At 66.7% G+C, this 19,762-nt stretch carries 16 protein-coding genes and 1 pseudogene; 2 read left to right on the forward strand and 15 right to left on the reverse strand.

Annotated elements, in window-relative coordinates:
- Positions 1–720: 720 nt before the first annotated feature.
- From SI859A1_RS11310 to SI859A1_RS11340, 7 genes are all read right to left on the reverse strand, one after another.
- Positions 721–1,092, reverse strand: coding sequence for a c-type cytochrome (locus tag SI859A1_RS11310; RefSeq protein ID WP_009209901.1), 372 nt, complete (start codon positions 1,090–1,092; stop codon positions 721–723).
- Complete coding sequence (locus SI859A1_RS11315) at positions 1,080–1,529, reverse strand: hypothetical protein (protein ID WP_040325709.1); 450 nt, start codon at positions 1,527–1,529, stop codon at positions 1,080–1,082. Before SI859A1_RS11315 ends, SI859A1_RS11310 begins: the two co-directional genes overlap by 13 nt.
- Positions 1,530–1,533: 4 nt before the next feature.
- Positions 1,534–2,151, reverse strand: a complete 618-nt coding sequence (locus SI859A1_RS11320) for a cytochrome c oxidase subunit 3 (protein ID WP_040325710.1) — start codon at positions 2,149–2,151, stop codon at positions 1,534–1,536.
- Entirely contained in the window at positions 2,144–4,087 is a 1,944-nt protein-coding gene (gene ctaD / locus SI859A1_RS11325; RefSeq protein WP_009209903.1) for a cytochrome c oxidase subunit I, read from the reverse strand. Before ctaD ends, SI859A1_RS11320 begins: the two co-directional genes overlap by 8 nt.
- 10 nt (positions 4,088–4,097) lie before the next feature.
- Positions 4,098–5,117 (reverse strand): cytochrome c oxidase subunit II, encoded by a 1,020-nt coding sequence (gene coxB / locus SI859A1_RS11330; protein ID WP_244400974.1) that lies wholly within the window; start codon positions 5,115–5,117, stop codon positions 4,098–4,100.
- A gap of 312 nt (positions 5,118–5,429) precedes the next feature.
- Positions 5,430–5,648, reverse strand: coding sequence for a hypothetical protein (locus SI859A1_RS11335; protein ID WP_040325711.1), 219 nt, complete (start codon positions 5,646–5,648; stop codon positions 5,430–5,432).
- A gap of 7 nt (positions 5,649–5,655) precedes the next feature.
- The gene (locus tag SI859A1_RS11340) at positions 5,656–5,907 is read right to left on the reverse strand and encodes a hypothetical protein (RefSeq protein WP_040325712.1); all 252 of its coding nucleotides are present in this window, start codon (positions 5,905–5,907) and stop codon (positions 5,656–5,658) included.
- A 300-nt stretch (positions 5,908–6,207) separates the two neighbouring features.
- Between SI859A1_RS11340 and SI859A1_RS11345 the strand changes: the two genes are divergently transcribed.
- On the forward strand, positions 6,208–7,707 hold the full coding sequence (locus SI859A1_RS11345) for a phospholipase D-like domain-containing protein (protein WP_081451372.1): 1,500 nt from the start codon (positions 6,208–6,210) through the stop codon (positions 7,705–7,707).
- Here the strand turns inward: SI859A1_RS11345 and SI859A1_RS11350 are convergent.
- The 6 genes and pseudogenes from SI859A1_RS11350 to SI859A1_RS11375 form a co-directional block, all read right to left on the reverse strand.
- Entirely contained in the window at positions 7,694–8,656 is a 963-nt protein-coding gene (locus SI859A1_RS11350) for a lysylphosphatidylglycerol synthase domain-containing protein (RefSeq protein WP_009209907.1), read from the reverse strand. The genes SI859A1_RS11345 and SI859A1_RS11350 overlap by 14 nt on opposite strands.
- A gap of 185 nt (positions 8,657–8,841) precedes the next feature.
- The gene (locus SI859A1_RS11355) at positions 8,842–9,237 is read right to left on the reverse strand and encodes a DUF427 domain-containing protein (RefSeq protein WP_050767507.1); all 396 of its coding nucleotides are present in this window, start codon (positions 9,235–9,237) and stop codon (positions 8,842–8,844) included.
- Between the two features lie 501 nt (positions 9,238–9,738).
- Positions 9,739–10,599 (reverse strand): annotated as a pseudogene (locus SI859A1_RS22450) (alcohol dehydrogenase catalytic domain-containing protein); the annotation flags it as partial.
- A gap of 633 nt (positions 10,600–11,232) precedes the next feature.
- Positions 11,233–13,035 (reverse strand): methyl-accepting chemotaxis protein, encoded by a 1,803-nt coding sequence (locus SI859A1_RS11365; RefSeq protein WP_009209910.1) that lies wholly within the window; start codon positions 13,033–13,035, stop codon positions 11,233–11,235.
- A 332-nt stretch (positions 13,036–13,367) separates the two neighbouring features.
- Positions 13,368–15,218: a heavy metal translocating P-type ATPase gene (locus tag SI859A1_RS11370; RefSeq protein ID WP_148233813.1), complete on the reverse strand. Its 1,851-nt coding sequence runs from the start codon at positions 15,216–15,218 to the stop codon at positions 13,368–13,370.
- A 306-nt stretch (positions 15,219–15,524) separates the two neighbouring features.
- On the reverse strand, positions 15,525–16,898 hold the full coding sequence (locus SI859A1_RS11375; protein ID WP_009209912.1) for an NAD(P)H-dependent oxidoreductase: 1,374 nt from the start codon (positions 16,896–16,898) through the stop codon (positions 15,525–15,527).
- A gap of 327 nt (positions 16,899–17,225) precedes the next feature.
- Here SI859A1_RS11375 and SI859A1_RS11380 point away from each other — a divergent pair, with 327 nt between their 5' ends.
- Positions 17,226–18,101 carry a LysR substrate-binding domain-containing protein gene (locus SI859A1_RS11380; RefSeq protein ID WP_009209913.1) on the forward strand — a complete coding sequence of 292 codons (876 nt, stop codon included), beginning with the start codon at positions 17,226–17,228 and terminating at the stop codon, positions 18,099–18,101.
- Between the two features lie 103 nt (positions 18,102–18,204).
- Here the strand turns inward: SI859A1_RS11380 and SI859A1_RS11385 are convergent, their stop codons facing one another.
- On the reverse strand, positions 18,205–19,578 hold the full coding sequence (locus tag SI859A1_RS11385) for an Asp-tRNA(Asn)/Glu-tRNA(Gln) amidotransferase GatCAB subunit A (protein WP_009209914.1): 1,374 nt from the start codon (positions 19,576–19,578) through the stop codon (positions 18,205–18,207).
- On the reverse strand, positions 19,578–19,754 hold the full coding sequence (locus SI859A1_RS21645) for a hypothetical protein (protein WP_154653367.1): 177 nt from the start codon (positions 19,752–19,754) through the stop codon (positions 19,578–19,580). The genes SI859A1_RS11385 and SI859A1_RS21645 overlap by 1 nt, the downstream gene beginning before the upstream one ends.
- Between the last annotated feature and the right edge of the window lie 8 nt (positions 19,755–19,762).

The following is a 19,762-nucleotide window of genomic DNA, read 5'->3' on the forward strand; positions in this document are numbered from 1 at the left end:
AACATCGGTTGCTTGCCGGGTTATGTCCGGAGGCGCCATGTCGGTGCGCATCCAGTTGTCGTATGGAACTGTTGGCGGAACGGAAAACGACCAGGAGGGTTCCGCTCAACTCTGGTGGGCGGCTACTCACCCCGGATTGCGAGAGGCCCCTACGTAACGAAAGTTCGATAACTGGAAACAGGGCGGTTGCTGAGCGGCGGACCTGCCGCTCAAGCCGTACGACGAGTTCGCCGCCGTGCCGCGCAGACGACACTTACGGCCGGCCTCTGCCCTGCCGAAAGACGGCGCCAGACGAGTTCGGCCTTCAGCATTTTGAATACTGGGCTGCAGCATCATTTTGCTGAACGCCTGCCTCCTCGGACAGCCAGATCGGGATGCCGCGCCGCCTCGGCTCAGATGTGCACTCGACGGCGCGGTGTCGTGGCGCGGTCGGTGTACCCATCTCGAGACTTTTTGCCTCTGGGTCGGCGGCACAAGCCGGGATGCTCGTTTCTACGTCCGCGTGCAGACAAGATCCCCGCACCCGTTGCATATTCGTCGGCAACTCTGCCGTGGACGCTCTAATGCGCCCTCCCTCGCAGTCGCGAAACCAGGTCCGTTCTTCCGCGCCGCACCGGACGGCGACGACGGGGCGGTGAGACTGAACGGCCTCCTCGTGCCGCAGGAAGCGCGCGGCCGGACGGAGGCCGGCCTCTCTTTGTGGGATGCCGCCGCCGGCGGTCACTGCAGCGTATAGAGATAGGCCGTGATGTCGCGGGCCTGCTGCTCCGTCAGTCCCATGTCGGGCATGACGCTGCCCGGTGCGATCGCCTGGGGCTCGCGCAGCCAGTGGATCATGTTGGCCGGCGTGTTGCGCAGCAGCCCGGCAAGATAAAGCCGGTTGGCCATATGGTCGAGCGGCGGGCCGACGAGACCCTCGGCCCCGTCGATGCCGGGGATGATGTGGCAGGCGCCACAACCGGCCTGGCGGATGCGAACCGCGCCGATCGCGACATCGCCGATGGCCTCGGCTCGCGAGTGCGCCGCATCGTCCCCGCAGCCGGCGAGGACGAGCATCACCAGGCCCGCGGCGGCACGTATTACAGACCGCATAGGCTCGTCCAGAACAGCGAGACGGTGTTGAAGGCGATGGCGACGGTGAACAGCGTGCCGATTCCCACGCCCCAGAGGGCGAGGAAGCAGCTTCGCCCCTCCGCCGTGTCCAGAATGTCCCGGTGGAGCCCGGAGGATTGCTTGCGGGTCTGGCGGTAGGCGAGGAGCGCCAGCGTGAGCGAGGCCAGGGCAAGGACTAGGGCCGCGAGATTCGCCGCGACGATCATCGCGCCGATCCCGTCGAGATCGACAACCGGACGTTTCGCGCCGTCGCCAGCGATGCAGGCGTTTCCGGCCAAGGCGGTGGCCGCCGACAATTGCAAGGTCCAGGCCGCCGGAGCCCCGACAATGCCGACGATGAGGCGCCAGTTCGCAACCATGCCCGAGGCCGGCGCCGGATGTCCGATATGGAAGATCGGGCGTGTCCGTTCCGTCATCCGCTCACCTCAGATGGGGCGTGATGTAGAGGCTGAAGAAGACTGCCAGCCAGACGGCATCGACGAAGTGCCAGTACAGGGCGCCGATGGCGACCGGCGCCATGCGCTGGCGGTCGAAATAGCCCAGAGTGCTCCACACGGTCAGCACGGCCAGGATGACCAGCCCGACCACGACATGGGCCAGATGGAATCCCGTCACCGTGAAATACATCGAGCCGTAGGAATGAGCCGACAGGGTGAAGGGCTTGTTGAGCCATTCCTTGAGCTGCAGACCGACGAATATCGTGCCCAGCAGAAGGCCGACCAGCAATCCCGCCACCAGCCGGCCGCGGGACCCGGTTTCGGCGCCCTTTTCCGCGAACCAGACGGCGATACTGCTGGCGATCAGGATGGCCGTGCTCGGCGCCGACAGCGTGAAGGACGGCAGTTCGGCCGGATACCAGTTCGGGCCGGACTGGGTGGCCAGATAGAAATAGCTGAACAGGAGATAGGAAAAGAGGACGGCCTCGGTCGCAACGAGGGTCACCATGCCCCACCAGCCCGAGGCCCGGCGGGCAATGCTGCCGACCGCCAGCGATCCGATCTGCAGGGGCGCCTCGCCCACGGGGACGGCATCACGCATGGCCCGGCTCCCGCTTCTGGCCGAGATCGGCCCGTGGCCAGAGCCAGGCAAGCAGGCCGACAAGGATCGCCAGCCCAGCACCGGCCGCAACCCACCACCAGTGCAGGAGAAGCGCGGCGAAGCCCAGGGTCATGGCGAGGGTCACCAGGAACGGCCAGGGATCGTCGCCGGGCATTTTCACGATCAGGTCCGGCTGGGCGTCGATCGGCGTCGTCACCAGCATCTCCTTGCCATCGTCGAGCAACAGCCCGCGTTCGAGGGAGGAATCGCCGCGGCCTTCGTCGAGCCGGCTCTCCCACAGGGGATGGCGGCTGGCGATGACAGGCAGCACCGCGAAATTGTAGGGCGGCGGCGGCGACGAGACCGCCCATTCCAGCGTCGGCGCGTCCCAGGGATTGGCGCCGGCCGGCGCGCCGCGCCGCAGGCTGACCAGGACGTTGACCAAGAGCATGGCGAAACCGACGGCGAAGATGAAGCTGCCCACCGTGGTGAGCATGTTCATCGCGCTCCAGCCGATGTCCTGCGGATAGGTATAGATCCGGCGCGGCATGCCCAGAAGCCCGGTCCAGTGCATTGGCAGGAAGCCGAGATTGAACCCGGCGAAGATGGTCCAGAAGGTCCAGCGCCCCAAGCGCTCGCCCAGCATCCGCCCGCTCATCTTGGGAAACCAGAAATGCAGCCCGCCGAGCACGCCGAACAAATTGATGCCGATCAGCACGTAATGGATATGCGCCACGACGAAATAGGTGTCGTGCAATTGCAGATCGGCGGGCACCGACGCGGTCATCACGCCCGACACGCCGCCGATGACGAACATGGCGATGAAGGCGGCGAAGTAGAGAAAGGCCGCCGAGACGACGATCCGGCCGGTCCAGATGGTGGCGATCCAGGCGAAGACCGCGATCGCACTGGGAATGGTGATGATGAAGGAGGCACCGCTGAAGAACGACATCGAGAGGTACGGGATGCCGGTGGTGAACATGTGGTGCACCCACACGCCGAAACCCAGCGCCATGGTGCTGATCGTTCCAAGCACCACGAGCGTATAGGCGACCAGGGGACGCCGACAGAACACCGGCAGGACGTCGGACGCCATGCCCATGGCCGGCAGCACGATGATGTAGACCCAGGGATGGGCGAAGATCCAGAACAGGTGCTGCCACAGGAGCGGCTCGCCGCCCCCGCCGGTCTCGTAGAAATGCGTCCCGAACTGTCGGTCCATCCAGAGCAGGAAGAAGGCGAGACTGACGGCGGGCACGGACAGGAGAATGCCCATCGAGATCGTCGTCGTTCCCCAGACCATGATCGGGATGCGGTTGATCGACATGCCGGGCGCCCGGCACCGCAGGAAGGTGACGACGAAGTTCGCCGCGCCGACCGTGGTGGATATGCCGAGGAAGATCATGCCGAGGGCATAGAAATCCATGTTCGGGCCGGGATTGAAGTCCTTCAGCGAATAGGGTGCGTAGTTGAACCAGCCGTCATTCGGCGCCGCGCCGATCAGGAAGCTTGAATACATGAACAGGCCGGAGGCGAGATACACCCAGTAGGAGAAGGCGTTCAGCCGCGGAAACGCCATGTCCCGCGAGCCGAAGAGCAACGGGAAAAGATAGTTCGAGAAGCCCGACAGGATCGGCAGGGCATAGAGGAAGATCATCGTGATGCCGTGCATCGAGAACAGCTGGTCGTACTGTTCCGGGGTCACCACGCTCTGCTCGGGCCCGGCGAGTTGGATCCGCATGATCAGTGCCTCGATGCCGCCCGCGATGAGGAAGGCGAAGGCCGTGACGATGTAGCGGATGCCGATTTCCTTGTGATCGACGGTGCCGATCCAGCCCATCAGGCCGGACTCCGTCTCCCAGATCGCCCGGAGCCGAGCTTCCAGTTCCGGCGTCGCGACGCCCGCCTGCGGGATTTTCTGATGCGGCTCTGCCACGGCTCTCCCCTCAGTCCAGCGTCGCGAGATAGGTGCGGATGGCGTGCAGTTCGGGGCCCGAAATACCCGTATCGGGCATGTGGCTGCCCGGCTTGAGTGCCTGCGGCGCGGCGATCCAGCCCGACAGATGCCCCTTCGTGTTGGGCAGCATTGCGGAGGCGATCGTCGTCCGGCTCATCAGATGGGTGAGATCCGGCCCGACCTCGCCTGCGGACCGGGTGCCGCGCACCGTGTGGCAGGCGCCGCAGCGCAGGCGAAACGCCTGCCGTCCGGCGACCGCCAGCGAGCCGGGCGATGCCGGCTCCGCGTCCGCGGCCTGCGCATCCCACCAGGCCGTGAAGTCGTCGGGCGCGTCGACGAACATGCGCATGGCCATGTTGGTGTGCTGCTGCCCGCAATACTCGGTGCACTGGCCGCGATAGACGCCGACCCGATCGCCCTGGATCCAGGTCTCGTTGATCTGTCCGGGAATGGCGTCGGTCTTGCCGGACAGCGCCGGAACCCAGAAGGAATGAATGACGTCGGTCGAGCGCAGCCTGATGCGCACCGGCTCCCCGAGGGGAATATGCAGTTCGTTGGCCGTCTCGAAGCTGCGTGCGGGATCGTCGGGATCGACGTAGCGCGCCTCCCACCAGAATTGCTGCGCCGTCACCTCGATCATGAAGGACGGCTCACGGCCAGGCGCGGCAATCCGGGCCATGAGGTCCACCGTCCAGGCGGTGAAGCCGATCAGCACGAGGGTCGTCAGAACGAGGCCGGCATGGATCCAGCCGATCCCGCCGGGCGGGCGCGAGACAGCGATGATGCGGCCGCCCGCCTGCAGATCCGGGTCGCGGCGACGCAGGATCCCGGTGATCACCATGGCGCTGATGACGACGACCACCAGCACCGAGACCGCGATCAGCGCCCAGAGCAACGGGACGGTCATGTCGCCCTTCGCGCCGAAGGTCTCCAGGTAATACATCGGCGTGTCGGCTGCGCGCGCCGGCAGCGGGGCGGCCGGAACCGTCCCCCCCAGGGCGACCGCCATCACGGAGGCCGGCCGCACCCGAAAGGGCCGGCCCGCCTCGCAAAGATCGACTCGGGAATGCGGATCCGTGGTCATGCGGCTCCCGGAAAGGTCCTCTGAGGAACAGGTGTCCTGCAGACCTTCGGTATTGTCCCCATCTGTCAGATCGCTCCCGATTGCCGATGATATCCGAGTGACATCTCCGGGATGTAGGCGGCGGACCTTCAGATCAACCGGGTTGCTCCGTCACGGGCAGATCTTCGACGCTGCCCTGACATTGGCGAAGCGGTCATTGCCGGCACCACCGGAATGATGAGCCGGAATATCTCGGCATCACCGATCCGGCCAGGATCGCCCGGCCCGCCGCCGCCCCTCTTCATAGGCGAAGCCGGCGAGCCAGATGGCGTGGTCGGCGGCGTTGGTGCCGGCAAAGCGCGCATTCGGGCCCTCTTCCCGGCAGGCGCGACGGCCCTCGGCCCACACGGCCCGTTCGCGTTCCGCCTCGCGCATGCTCGCCGCGAGAGCGCCGACCGACCGTTCGACCTCGCTCACCTGCTCGTCAGAGTGCCACGATGGTGCCGGCACCGTCGTTCTTCAGACGCTCGACGGCCTCCCGCGATCCCGGTTCCATGGCGACGCCGAGCCGCCCGCCTTCGGCGATGATGAACCGGGCGAGATCGTCGATCCGCTCCTCGTCGGTGATGGCATTGGCCGCGGCGATCCGCCTTGCGGTCTGGCGGACGATCATCAGCGAGCCCGTCGCTGCTGCGCGTGCTACGGCTTCCACTGCCTGCTTCTGGGTCTGATCCATCGAATACCTCCACATCTCCTCCGTTCTGTCGAAACGGCGGAGACGTGTCCCTAAAGTAGGATAAGCACCGCCGTGGCGATCACCGGCCCCGAGGGTAACAGCCCCTGCGCCAAAGGGCGCATCGGAATTTCTGTTGCTTGCCAACGAATGGCGTTTCGCTGGGCGATCGCCGCTTATGCTCCGCATTGCCATCCAAGGACGTCCAATCGGGGATCCCGGGTGTGCGTCTTCCTGTTTCCGGCGAAAGTCACATGATTATATCCCTTGGATGACGCCATCTTCACGAACAAGCGAGACGGAATGAGGCAGGGCACACCCCACGCGCCAATCGGCCATGGACACGAAGAGGCGGAGGCGCGCGCACCTTCCGCTCTGTTGCAGGCGGGACGGAACTGCCGCAGCGTCTCGCGCGCCGAGACGGCCACCGTGCTCGTCGATGGCGCGCGTTATTTCGCGCGTCTGGACGCGTGTCTCGAAGAGGCCCGGCGCTCGATCGTCATCGTCGGCTGGGACTTCGACGCCAGTGTCCGCCTGCGCCCCGATGCCGACGGCAACGGCACCATGCTGGGCGACCGACTGCGCTCTCTGGTCGAGGCGCATGAGACGCTCGAGATCCACATCCTGATCTGGAGCTTCGCGGTCGCGCATGCCCCCAGCCATGGCATGTCGCTGCTCTTCGGCGGCGACTGGCAGGACCATCCGCGAATCCATCTCAAGCTCGACCGCACGAACCGTTTCTACGCGTCCCATCACCAGAAGATCGTCCTCATCGACGGGGTTCTCGCCTTCGTGGGCGGGATCGACCTGACCGTCGGCCGCTGGGATACGCAGGAGCATCGCCCAGCCGACGAAAGACGGGTCGAGGCCGACGGATCGAAGGCGCGGCCGGTGCATGATTGCCAGGTCGCCCTGACGGGCCCCGTCGTGGACGACCTCCTGGCCATTGCGGCTGCGCGCTGGCAGCGGGCCACCGACGCGGCGCCGCGATTTGCAGGCCCGGCCACAGACCCGATCGCCGGCCAACCCGACCGATCCCCCGATTTCAGGCATGTGCCGGCGGGCATCGCGGTCACCGATCCGGGCGGCGGCTGGCGCGGTCCACCGCCCGTGCGCCACGCGGCCTGGCTGACGGTCGACGCGCTGCGCAGCGCACGGCGGACGATCTACATCGAGAACCAGTATTTCGCCGGCGCGCTTGCCCGCACCATCCTGCCCGAACTGCTCGAGGCCCCGGACGGCCCGGAGATCGTGGTCGTCACCACGCGCAGCATGAACGGCTTCGTCGAGCAGTTGTCAGAAGGCACGAACCGGGACCGGCTCCTGCGCCATCTGAAGCGGTTCGACCGGCACGACAGGCTGCGGGTCTTCCACCCGATGCAGGGTCCGGTCTCCGACCCCGACGAGATCTTCATCCATTCCAAGATCCTCGTCGCCGACGACAGCTTCCTTCGGGTCGGGTCGACGAATTTCAACAACCGCTCGATCGGCGTCGACACCGAATGCGACCTCGGCCTCGTCCCCGATACACCGGAGCATCGGGCGGCGATCCGCACGGTCATGGCCCGGCTGGTCGGCGAGCATCTCGGCGCCGATCCGGCGACGGTGCTGGAGACGTTCGCGGAAACCGGATCGCTGATCCGCACCATCGACCGGCTGAACGGCGGCGACCGGCGCCTCGTCGGCTTTCCCGCACTTGGCTCCTCAGGCCCGCAGCGGCCGCAACTCGGTACGCGTCTGCTCGATCCGATCGCTCCCTTCGGCACGGCAGCCTGGTGGCGCGGTCGCTTCAGCTGCTCCTGACCGAGGCGCCCCACGACGACGTCGTCGAGCGCCAGACGGCTTCGGTGATGGCCAGAACCAGGCCACCGATGGCGAGCGGCACGAGGAAATAGGTGAAGCGGAAGACCAGCACCGCGGTCAGCAGGCCGCGACCGGACAGAAGCGTCACCACGACGGCTTCGAAGACACCGAGCCCGCCGGGCACGTGGGTCAGCATGACGCCGGCATTGGCCAGCACATAGACCGTGGCCGCCGACAGATACGGGACTTCGGCGATCCCGAGCAGCGCCTGGTGGAGGCAGGCCGCGACCAGGGCGAAATTGGTGGCGCCGAGCACGACCTGCCCCAACGCCAGGCGCAGGCTCGGCATTTCCAGAACGAAGGAGCGGAATCTCAGGGGGCGGCGCAGGAAGGCGGCCAGAAGCAGATAGATGCCGACCCCCAGCGCCGCGACGACGCCGATGGCAAGGACCATGCCCTGGCCGAGACCCGTCACCTCCGCCGCGAGCGCGGGGCGCAAGAGCACGGCCAGTGCACCAAGAGTGGCGAGGCCGACGGTCACTGTGAGCCCGGAAAACAGGATCAGCTTGGCGACATCGCCGGTCGACAGGCCCCAGCGCCGGTAGAAGCGATAGCGGATCGCGCCGCTGCTCAGGCCGGCAAAGCCGATGGAATGGCCGAGCGATAGCGACACGAATGATGCCAGCGCCACCTTGGGATAGGCCAGCCGGTGCCCGACATAGCGGGTGCCGAGAAGATCGAACAGCGTGAGCGTCGCGTAGCTTCCCGCCGCAAACATGCCGGAAAGGGCCAGATGGTCGAGGGGAAACGCCCGCAGCGCCTGCATCAGTTCGTCAATGCTGTAGTCCCGCAGCGTCCGCCAGATCAGATAACCGGCCAGCGCCACGAAGCCGGCGATGCCGATGCGCCAGAGCCAGGTCAGCCATCGCCCCTTCGCATCCGCATCCATGTTCGTCTCCGATCGCAAGAAGTCAGTGGCCGGCGCCGCCGGATGCCGGCCGCGGCCCCGCGCCGCCGCCGAAGGCCACTGGAAAGCCGCCGCCCATCCGGCAGGCGGGCGGCGACGCGGCCGCGCCGCTCCATGCCGGCACGCTTGCAGGCCGCTGCCACGCGGCAGCGCCGCCCGATCACGCCTTACAGGGTCTCTTCGACCGCGCCGGCGGGCGGTCCTCCGACCTCGACCCGGACCTGGGTGGGATCGAAAGCGATATGGTCGCGCACGGCGCTCAGTTCGTCGACCGGGTCCGTATAGGCCCAGGCCGCGTCCTGGCCGGCGCGGTTCATCGCCGAGATCGTCCAGAACCGCGCCTGCCCCCTGGCTTCGGGTACGCCGCCGCGGTCGCTGTCGACGAAGAACGCCGTGTGAACGCGATCCTTGGGGATATAGTAGATCGGCTCGGCGCCCTCCTCGCGCACGAGAAGCGCATGGTCGGTGCTGGCGATGATGTCGTCGTGGAAATAGACCGTCACCGGCTTGCGGATGTGGTCGATGGCATAACAGCCGGTTTGCAGGGTCCGGGCATCGGACATGACATTCTCCTTTCCTTGACATGTGAACCGCCGCGCGGCGGACGGCGACGCGCCTCAAGCGGCGGGGTTCAGTTCCACTTTCACCCAGCCCTTGTTCTGGGCGTCGAAGGTCTCATAGGCAGCGATGACGTCGGTCATCGGTTCCATCTGGGACAGGATATGTTCGGGCTTCAGCCCGCCGCGCCGCACCAGTTCCACCAGTTCCTGGACGTACTTCTTGTGGTTGGCATTCCCCATCCGCATGGTGATGTTCTTGTTCATCGCCGTGCCGATCGGGAAGGCGTTGTGGCTCTGGGGATAGACGCCGATGATCGCCAGGGTGCCAGCCTTGGCCAGTGCCTCTGTGGCCCATTCGAGCGACAGGGACGGCGCGTCGCCGGCGGCAAAATGCGCCGCATTGGTGTCGGCACCCGCCTCGGCCAGCCGCTCGACCTGCTCGGCATATTGCTCGGCGCGCTTTTCCAGCACCCGCATCGGCCCCTTGGTGGGCATGAAGGCATCGACCCCGACGACATCGATCGCCCGGTCCGGCCCGATGCCGCCGGTGAGTTCGCGGATCGCCTCGATCGGGTTCTCTTCGTCGAAATTGATCGTCTCGGCGCCCAGTTCGCGTGCCTTGTCCAGCCGGTCCGGCAGACGGTCGACGGCGATCACCCGCTGGGCGCCCTTGTGCCAGGCCCCCAAAATGCTGAACAGCCCGACCGGACCGCAGCCCATCACCAGCACCGTCTTGCCGCGGCCGGCCTCGATATCGGCGATGTCGGCGCCGAACCAGCCGGTGGAGGCGATGTCCGAGAGGCAGATCGCCTGATGGTCGGTGATCTCCGGATGCAGCGGCACGAGATTGACGTTGGCATGGGGAATGCGGGCATATTCCGCCTGCAGCCCGTCGAACGGGCCGGTTTGCTGCGGGCCGCCATAGAAGGCCGTCCCGGCGAGGTGACCGTTCGGATTGGCTTCGTCGCACTGGGCGGTATAGCCGTCGCGGCAGTAGGAGCAGTGGCCGCAGGCGATCGTCGACGGGATCACCACGCGCTGGCCGGGACGCAGATTGCGGACGCTGCTGCCCACCTCCTCGATCACGCCGACACCCTCGTGCCCCATGACGGTGCCCTCGACCATCCCCGGCATCGATCCGCGGATCATGTGCAGGTCGGTGCCGCAGATGGCGCTCGACGTGATCCGCACGATGGCGTCGGTCGGGTTCTTGATCGTGGGATCGGGGACCGTGTCCAGGCGAATGTCGCGGATACCGTGGAAAACGACAGCTCTCATTTGCTGGATCCTCGTAGCTATGCGTGGTGGCTCGCTTTGATGGACAGGAGCAAGCGACAGCAGACACGGCGGACTGTGCCACTGCATTGAAGGTCAATGCGGACGGCCGGACCTTGATCCGTTGCAGTTTCGGTGGCTGGCTGCCGACCGCCCGTATGGTCGCGCCCCGCTGCGTTCGATCCGGCCCGCCTGGCGCTCATCGACGAAACAGGGCAGTCGATGAAGATGTTCCGCCGGCCTGCCCGGGCCCCCTCGCGGCGAACGTCGCCAAGCCTGGGTCCCTCACGGTCACTGCAGCCGATGACCCTCCCTGACGCCCTGCGACGGACCGGCATGGCCGCGCCGATGGTCCTCGGTGGTGCCGCGAACGGCATATCCTTGCGGGCCTGTGGCGAACAGGTGCACATGCCGACGCTCGCACGGGGGGAGACTCGACATCGTGTTCATGAATAGTCGAAGAAAGGAGAACTGGCGGGCTGGGACGCCGTCAGCGCTCCGATCCACATCGTCAAGCCGGGCGAATGCGCCAACTATGTTGCCGCGGCCGGCCAGGCACCGGATCAAGCCGGGTGTGTCTTGGTGGCGTCCCGGTGCTGGTCTGCGTTCGCGGCATCTGTCCGGACAGCTTCGATGTGCCCATCGCTTCGGTAAGCACGCCCCCGAAACGAACCGCCGGACAAGGATCGGCCGGGTGTCCCGTCGGCCGATCCATGGATGCAATCAGAATTCTTTCCATGCTGGCGCTGCTTCCGGCGCCCTGAGGGCAGCATTGCCGGCTACCGGCGCCGATCTCGACGTCGTCCTCAACTGGACGACCGACCCGCTCGCGACTGTCTTACTCTGCGATTGGACGCCGTCGTGGTCCGGCTGGACGACATCGAAGTGACCAAGCAGCCTGTTGAGCGTCGTTGTCTGATCCAGAAGATGATGGCAGGCGGCACTCGACTCCTCGACCATCGCGGCGTTCTGCTGCGTCCCCTGGTCGATCGAGCCGACTGCCTTGTTGATCTCGCTCAGACCGACGGCTTGGCTCCGGGCAGCTTCCACGATCGATGCGACATGCGCGCTGATGTCCTGCACCTTCGTGACGATCGCCTTGAGCGCCTGCCCGGTCTCCCCCACAAGCGCCGCGCCTGACTTCACCTGAGCATTGGATTCGTTGATGAGGGTCTTGATCTCTTTGGCCGCGGTCGCCGATCGCTGCGCAAGGGCCCGCACTTCCTGCGCCACCACGGCAAAACCGCGACCCGCCTCGCCAGCCCTGGCCGCCTCGACTCCGGCGTTCAGCGCCAGCAAGTTCGTCTGGAAGGCAATCTCGTCGATCACTGCGATGATACTGACGATCTGATCGGAGGATGTCTCGATCTTCCCCATTGCGGCAACTGTCCGCTCAACGACTTCCCCGGATGCCTCCGCCTCGTTTCGTGTCTGCGTGACAAGGCTCCCGACCTCTTCTGCGCGACGCGTCGACACCTTCACGCTGTCGGTCATCTCCGCAATGGCCGATGCCGTTTGTTCGACCGACGCGGCCTGCTGCTCAGTGCGTCTCGCCAGGTCGTTGGAGGCAACCTGGATCTCTTTCGTGGCGGCGTAGATGGACTGGGCTGTCTCGCCGACTTGCCGCATGGCTTTCTCGACGACCTCGAGCGAAGCATTGAAATCGACGCGAAGCTTGTCGAGCGTCGGGATGAAAGGCCTCTCCACCCGCTGCGCTATGTCGCCATCGGCAAGGCGCTTGAGCCCTTCGGCGATGGAATTGACCGCTTCGATGCGGCCCGTGATGTCGGTGGCGAACTTGACCACCTTCATGACCTTGCCGTTCATATCGAGGATCGGGTTGTAGGAGGCCTGGATCCAGACCTCGCGGCCATTCTTGCCGATGCGCTTGAATTCGGCGGACACGAATTGGCCACTACCGAGCTTTTCCCAGAAATCAGCATAGTCGGATGACGCCGCATATCTGGGCTCCACGAACATGCGGTGATGCTGGCCCTTGATCTCGTCGAGCCGGTAGCCGACGGCATTCAAGAAATTGTCGTTCGCATCGACGATCGTGCCATCGACGGTGAACTCGATCACAGCCTCGGCCCGGGAAAGTGCATCCAATCGTCCGGCGTTCTCGGCTGCCTTCAGCTTCTCCGCAGTGATATCCGTCGCCAGTTTCACGACCTTGATCACCTTGCCGCGGCGGTCGATCACCGGGTTATAGGATGCCTGGATCCAAACTTCGCGACCTCCAGCGCCGACACGCTTGTACTCGCGCGTGTCGAACGTGCCGCTGCCCAACTTATGCCAGAACGCCTTGTATTCTGCCGACCGTGCGTAGGCTGGCTCGACGAACATCGAGTGATGGCGGCCCACGATCTCGTCTGCCCTGTAGCCCATCGCCCGGCAAAAGTTCTCATTCGCCGTGAGAATGTTTCCGATCGGGTCGAATTCGATGATCGCCAGCGATTTGCTCAGCGCGTCAAACACGAGCGATGGATCGGCCAAGCGGGACTGGCTGGAAAAAGGAATGTGCATCGCGAACTGGCTCCCATGGATCGGCTCGGCTCAAGCGAGCTATCTCAAACCGAACTGTTGGCCCGAGATACCAAGGGATTTGCTCAATTCTGCCTAACGGCTTTGCGCCGTCGCTTCTTCTGCAATGGAGAAATCGTGAGAATTCGATCAAGGAAACAGTCTGTTAGCGACTGCGGACACGACTTATAAGGTCAGCATATCAAGAAAAAGTCATAGATGCGTCCGCGTGTCACATCCTCTCCTGGCCGCCTGCAAACGGGTATCCCCGGACCAACAGACGTTCGCCGCCATCGACTTGAAACCAAGGTTGCTGTGGGGACGGACCGGTCGCCTCAGGCCGGGCGCAGGGCTCTAAGGGCGTTGAGGATGACGGCGACGTCGATCAACTCCTGCAGGAGTGCGCCCTGCACGGGCGCCAGGTAGCCCGCCGCCGCCGCAAGCATGCCGAGGCCGGACAGCCCCAGTCCGACCACGACGCTCTGCAGCGCGATGCGGCGCGAGCGGCGGGCGATGGCCATGGCGTCGGCCAGCCCGTCCAGACCGTCGCGCAGGAGAATGATGTCGGCCGCTTCCGCCGAGGCGGCGGCGCCCTCGACACCCATCGCCACGCCGAGATCGGCCGCAACCAGCGCCGGCGCGTCGTTGACCCCGTCGCCGACCATCATCACCGAGCCGCCGGCCTTTTCGCGGCCGACCAGCGCGACCTTGTCCTGCGGCACGAGGTCGGCGGCGACGGCGTCGAGGCCGAGGTCCCCCGTCACGGCGAGCGCTACGTCGCGACGATCCCCCGTGGCCAGGACGATCCGGCCGACGCCAAGGGCCCGCATCCGGGCCAGCGTCGCACCGACACCGTCGCGCAGACCGTCCTGCATCAGGATCAGACCGGCAAGCCGGCCCTCCACCACCAGGGCGACGATCAGCGCGCCGGCGGGCACCGCCGCATCGAGCGCCGCAAGCTCGTCCGGCGCCAGGGCCGACGCGACGTGTTGGCGTCCGCCGACAAGCATCGCGCGGCCGTCGATCGTGCCTTCCACGCCCTCGCCGGCCACTTCGCGGCCCTCCTGCGGCATGACGAGGACGAGGTCCCGCCGATGCGCCTCGGCGACCAGCGCCCTTGCGATCGCGTGCTGCGAGAGCTGGTCGAGACTTGCGGCCAGACGCAGGATCTCGGCCTCGTCCCAGCCCTTCGACGCGACGATCCGGGTGACCGTCGCAATGCCGTGGGTCAGCGTGCCGGTCTTGTCGACCACGAGCGTGTCGATCCGGCCGAGGGTTTCGAGCGCCCCACCGCCCTTGACCAGGACGCCTCTTCCGGCCGCACGGGACATGCCGGCGACGATGGCGACCGGGACCGCCAAGATCAGCGGACAGGGCGTGGCGACGACGAGGACCGCGACGGCGCGCACCGCGTCGCCCGACAGCAACCATGCCCCGAGAGACAGAGCGATGGTCACCGCCATGAAGCCCAAAGCGTAGCGATCGGCGAGCCGGGCCATCGGCGCCTTGGCCCGCGCCGCCTCCTCGACCATGCGCACGATGCCGGCATAGGTGCTGCGCGCCGCCGATTCGCCCGCCACCAGATCGAAGGCGGCGCCGACATTGCTGGCGCCGCTCATCGCGGTCTCGCCGTCGCTGCGCGCGACCGGCAGCGATTCTCCCGTCAGCGCCGACTGGTCGAGCAGCGCCGCGCCGGCGACGGTTCCGTCCACCGGCAGCACGTCGCCGAGATGGATCAGCAGTCTGTCGCCGGGCACGATGGCGGCGATGGGCACGGTTTCCAGCGCGCCGTCGCGGTAGCGCGTCGCATGTTTGGGCACGCGGTCGAGCAGCGCGGTCATCTCGCGGCCGGCGCGGCCTTCGGCGAATGCTTCCAGCGCCTGGCCGCCGGCATACATCAGCGCCACCACCGCGGCCGCGAGCGTCTCGCCGACCAGAAGCGCCGCAAGCATCGCCAGTGCCGCGACGATATCGAGCCCGAAATTGCCCTGCCGCAGGCTGACGACGATCTCGCCGACGAGAATGACCAGGACCGGGATCACGCCCGCGGTCCACGCCAGATCGGCGATGTCGGGCCGGCCGATGCCCCAGGCGAGCAGGCCGAACGCCAGCCCGGTCAGCGCGCAGACGATCGCCCCGATCCGCGCCAGACGCCGGACCAGCGCCCCGTTCGGAGCGGCGGCCATACGCCCGTCCCTCGCCTCAGTCATGCGCGCGCTTCATTCCGGTTTTCCCTGCGATGAGACGATGCGTCGAACCACAGAACCACATGACATGCGAAAAACGTAATGTTTTCGTCCTGCGCGAGCGGACGGGCGTCCGAACGTCGCGGGATGACTTATCGCTCTCGGTCTGGCACCTGCTCGGGATCTGAGGCGGCATGACCTCGTTGCCATGTGCAAACGCCGCCGCAAGTTGCGGCGGCGCTCCGTCTGAGGTCTTTGGCGCCAGCGCGCCACCCGGCGGGCAGATGCGCGCCGGGTCTCGTCGGCTCAGGCCGCGGCGGCGCGTTGGGTGCGGGCGCGATCCTCCATCGACCGGCGGATCGTGACCGCCTGGCTCTCGGTCGCCTCGACATCGTCCCAGCTCAGCATCTGCCCCTCGGCGACGGCGCGCTTCAGCGGCATGTTGTGCGCCAGGCCGATCGGCAGGCCGCCCATGGCCAGGGAATCCTCGGCGCGGGCGATCCGGCCCCAGACGGTGTAGCCGCCCTCGCCGTCGAGCACATCGCCCGGCTTCAGGGCCTTCTTGGCGACGGCCACGACATCGGAGACGAGCCCGTTGGTCCGGCCGGTCGGCTCGCCGCGCAATGCGGCGCTGGCGACGCTGACGCCGAGCTCCAGCCCGATGAGATGGGAGGGGCGGAACAAGGTCGCGTAGCGGCCGGAGCTGTCGGTGACGACCTGATATTCGCGGAAGCAGCGGCGCACATAGTCGGCGCCGCGCCCGTCGTCCTCCATCGCCTCGAAGGTGATGTAGACGCCCCATCTCAGATCGCCGAAGACGTGCCGGCCGTCGCGCTCCAGACTGGAGATCACCTCCACCATGCCGGCCTGTTCGAGAATGCCGCCGGCCGAACGCGGCTTCAGGATCTCGGCGAGATCATGGGTGCCGACGGGGGGAAACAGCAGCCCGTCGCGCGGCGCCAGGAGGCCCGACGCGTTGGAGATCGCCGCCATTTCGAGCGCCGACTTGGTGCCGTCCAGAAACGAGTTGAACATCTGCGGGTTCATGCCGCCCTTCGCCGCCTCCTCGGGCGTCAGGCCGTAATGATCCCAGACCGTCTCCGGCGTCGAGGCGGCGTATTGCGGCAGGTACTTGGTGCCCTTGCCGGCGGCCACGACGCGGAAGCCGCAGGTGCGGGCCCAGTCGATCATCTCGCAGACCAGCGCCGGCTGGTCGCCATAGGCCATCGAATAGACCAGCCCGGCGCGGTCGAACTCCTCGACGAGATAGGCGCCGGCCAGAACGTCCGCCTCGACGTTCACCATGACCATGTGGCGACCGTGCTCGGCCGCCAGCAAGGCGTGGCGGATGCCGGCGGCCGGGTGGCCGGTCGCGTCGATCACCACGTCGAGGCCGTCGGCGCGGATCAGCGCCTCGCCATCCTCGGTGATGCAGGTTCGGCCCGAAGCCAGCGCATTCGCGAAGCTCGACGTGGTCGCCGCCTCGGCGTCCCAGCCGGTGTTGGTCAGCGCCGCCCGGGCGCGGTCGGCGGAGAGGTCGGCGATGCCGTAGAGATGCATGCCGGGAATGTGCCGGACCTGCGACAGGAACATCGATCCGAACTTGCCCGCACCGATCAGGCCGACGCGAATGGGCTTGCCGGCGCTCTGGCGTGCGAGAAGCTTTGTGTAGAGGTTCATGGCGAAGGGTCTCCCTTGAAATGATGTTCGAACGGCCCGGACGGTTCTGCTGGATCGGCTATGCGGAACTCGGCGATAGCCGCCGCAGAGCGACCGCTGCCGACCGCCGGAAGCCGCAGTCTCCCGCCGGGCGCTCGTTCCCCATCGGCTCAGGGCCTCCCTCCCCGGCATGAAGCGTGTCTCCCCCGATCTGCGGCGGGCCTTCCCCCGATCCGATCGCGCGCCCGTCCACCCGGACGTGCGATGGCCTGACGTCTGGAATACCGGCCGGAGACGGGCCGAGGCAAACGACTTTCGCCGGCGCATTGATTAGATTATCTAAATCCGATGCAGATCCCGTTCCGTGCCATTCTCGCCTTTCACGCCACCGCCCGCGCCGGCAGCATGGTCGAGGCGAGCGCCAGCATCGGCGTCACGCCGTCGGCGATCAGCCAGCAGATCCAGCTTCTGGAAGCCTTTTTCGGCATGCGCCTGTTTTCGCGGACCGGTCGCGGCGTCATCCTGACGGAAGCGGGCGAACGCTATTTCGATCTGATCCGGCACGAGGTCGAGCGCGTCGCGAGCGTCACCGAACAGATGCGCGAGCGCCATTCCTACACGGTGCTGAACGTGCGCATCGCGCCGACCTTCGCCAACACCTGGGTGCTGCCGCGTTTGCCGGGCTTCATCACGGCGAACCCCGACATCGAACTGCATGTCGACGCCACGAACGAGCCGCCGGACTACAGCCGCGAGGCGATCGACCTGGAGATCCGCCACGGCTCGGGCGGCTGGCCGGGCCTTTACACCGAATTTCTGCGGGACGAGGAAATGTCGGTCCTATGTGCACCGGGCTGCGCACCGGCCGGCTCGCTCGACATCGCCGATCTGGCGCGCTTCCGGCTGCTGCATTCGGTCAAGAACGTCGTGCAATGGTCGCACTGGTTCGACGCCCAGGGTGAGGCGCCGCCCAAGGGGCTGCAACGCGCCCTCTTCGACCGGGCCCACATGTCGATCGACATGGCGGTCGCCGCCGTCGGGCTGGCGCTGGAATCGGACCTGACCGCGCAGCGCGAGATCGCCGATGGCCGGCTGGTTCGCCCCATGCGACACGAAAAGCGCGTGATGCAACGCTCGCTCTGGCTGGTCTGCCCTCACCAGCACCTCAGTCGCCGCAAGGTGCAACGCTTCGTCGACTGGCTGAAAGCAACGCTCGCCGAGTAAGGCTTAGGACCCAGCGATGGCCAACGCGGGACCCGACCTTGGCGGGCCGATCGTCGCCTGAAGGAGCGTCCTCGCAACTCGCGCAAATCGCCGGATTGTAGAGTCAGGCGCCCAGTGACTGCTCGACCGCAGCGGCAGCCCGCACGACGCTCGCCTCGTCGAAGGCTGCGCCGGCGATCTGGAAGCCGATCGGCAGGCCGCGACTGTCGTCCCCGCAGGGCAGGCTGATCGCGGGCAGGCCAAGCAGGTTCCACGGATAGGTGAAGCGCCAGGAGGTTTCGAGCACGCTCTCGCGCCGGCCGCCCAGCACAACTTCGCGCTGGCCGATCTCCCAGGCGGTGATCGGCATGGTCGGCCCGACCACCACGTCGACCCGATCGAACACCGTCTGGAACTTGCCGGCCAGGAGCCGGCGATAGCGTTCCGCCTGGAGGTAGTCGGATCCGGTCACGAGGCGTCCCATCTCGACGAGCAGCCTGACGTCCTCGCTGTAGTCGTCGACGTCGCCGGAGGCCAGATGCGGAAGATGATAGGCGGTCGAGGAGGACAGCTCGATAGCGAAGATCGCGCCGAGGCCATGGGCGAGTTCCGGCACCTCGAATTCGACGATCTGCGTGCCCGCAGCGGCCAAGCGCTCGATCACCGCCTCGACCGAGGCCGCGACTTCGCTGTCGACCGCCTCGAAGAAATGGTTGCGGCAGACGCCGACGCGCAGCCTCGCAACGGGCGCGGCCGCGAGCGACGCCAGATCGGTCGGCGGCTCGTTCGCCGACGCCGCGTCGTGCGGGTCGTGCCCCGACATCACGTCGACGAGCAGTGCCGCATCGGCGACATTGCGGGTGAGCGGGCCGGCATGATCCAGCGACCAGCTGTGCGGCACAATGCCGGAGCGGCCGATCCGGCCGAAGGTCGGCTTGAAGCCCACCGTTCCGCAGAGGCTGGCCGGGATGCGGATGGAACCGCCGGTATCGGAGCCGGTAGCGGCGAGGCAGAACCCGGCGGCGACGGCAGCCCCCGATCCGCCGCTTGATCCGCCCGGCACCCGGCGCTCGTCATGCGGGTTGCGGGTCGGCGGGGTCTCCATGCCCCAGGCGAATTCATGCATCCGCGTCTTGCCGATGAGGATCGCGCCAGCCTTGCCCAGCCGGGCAATGGCGGCGCCTTCCTCCTTCGGAAAGGCGATCTCGGCGTCCGTACCAGCCGTCGTCGGCATGTCGGCCGTCAGGTAATTGTCCTTGACCGCGATCGGGATGCCGTGGAGCGGGCCCAATGCCCGACCGTCGCGCACGCTTCGCTCGGCCGCTTTCGCCTGATCCAAGGCGTCGCCGGCCAGATGGACGAAGGACTGGAGCGTTCCGTCGCGAGTCGCGATCCGATCCAGGCAGGCACCGACGAGATCTACCGGCGACAAACGCGCGTCCCGGATTGCTCTCGCCACCTCGCCGATCGGCGTGTCGAAGGCTGTGTCGATGTCCATCAGGCGTTCTCCCCGCGGCGCAGCGGCCGGAACACGATGGCCGGGTGGGTCTCGCCCAGATCGAGGCGACGCAGCGCGGCAATCTGTTCAGCGATCGCGGCGTAGGCCGCCCGCACCTCCGTCATGCGATCGGTGCGGATCAGCGTCTCGGGATCGATGTCGCGTTCGTCCTGCATCGGCTTCC

This window comes from Aurantimonas manganoxydans SI85-9A1, from assembly GCF_000153465.1.
GTDB classification, from domain to species: Bacteria; Pseudomonadota; Alphaproteobacteria; order Rhizobiales; family Rhizobiaceae; genus Aurantimonas; species Aurantimonas manganoxydans.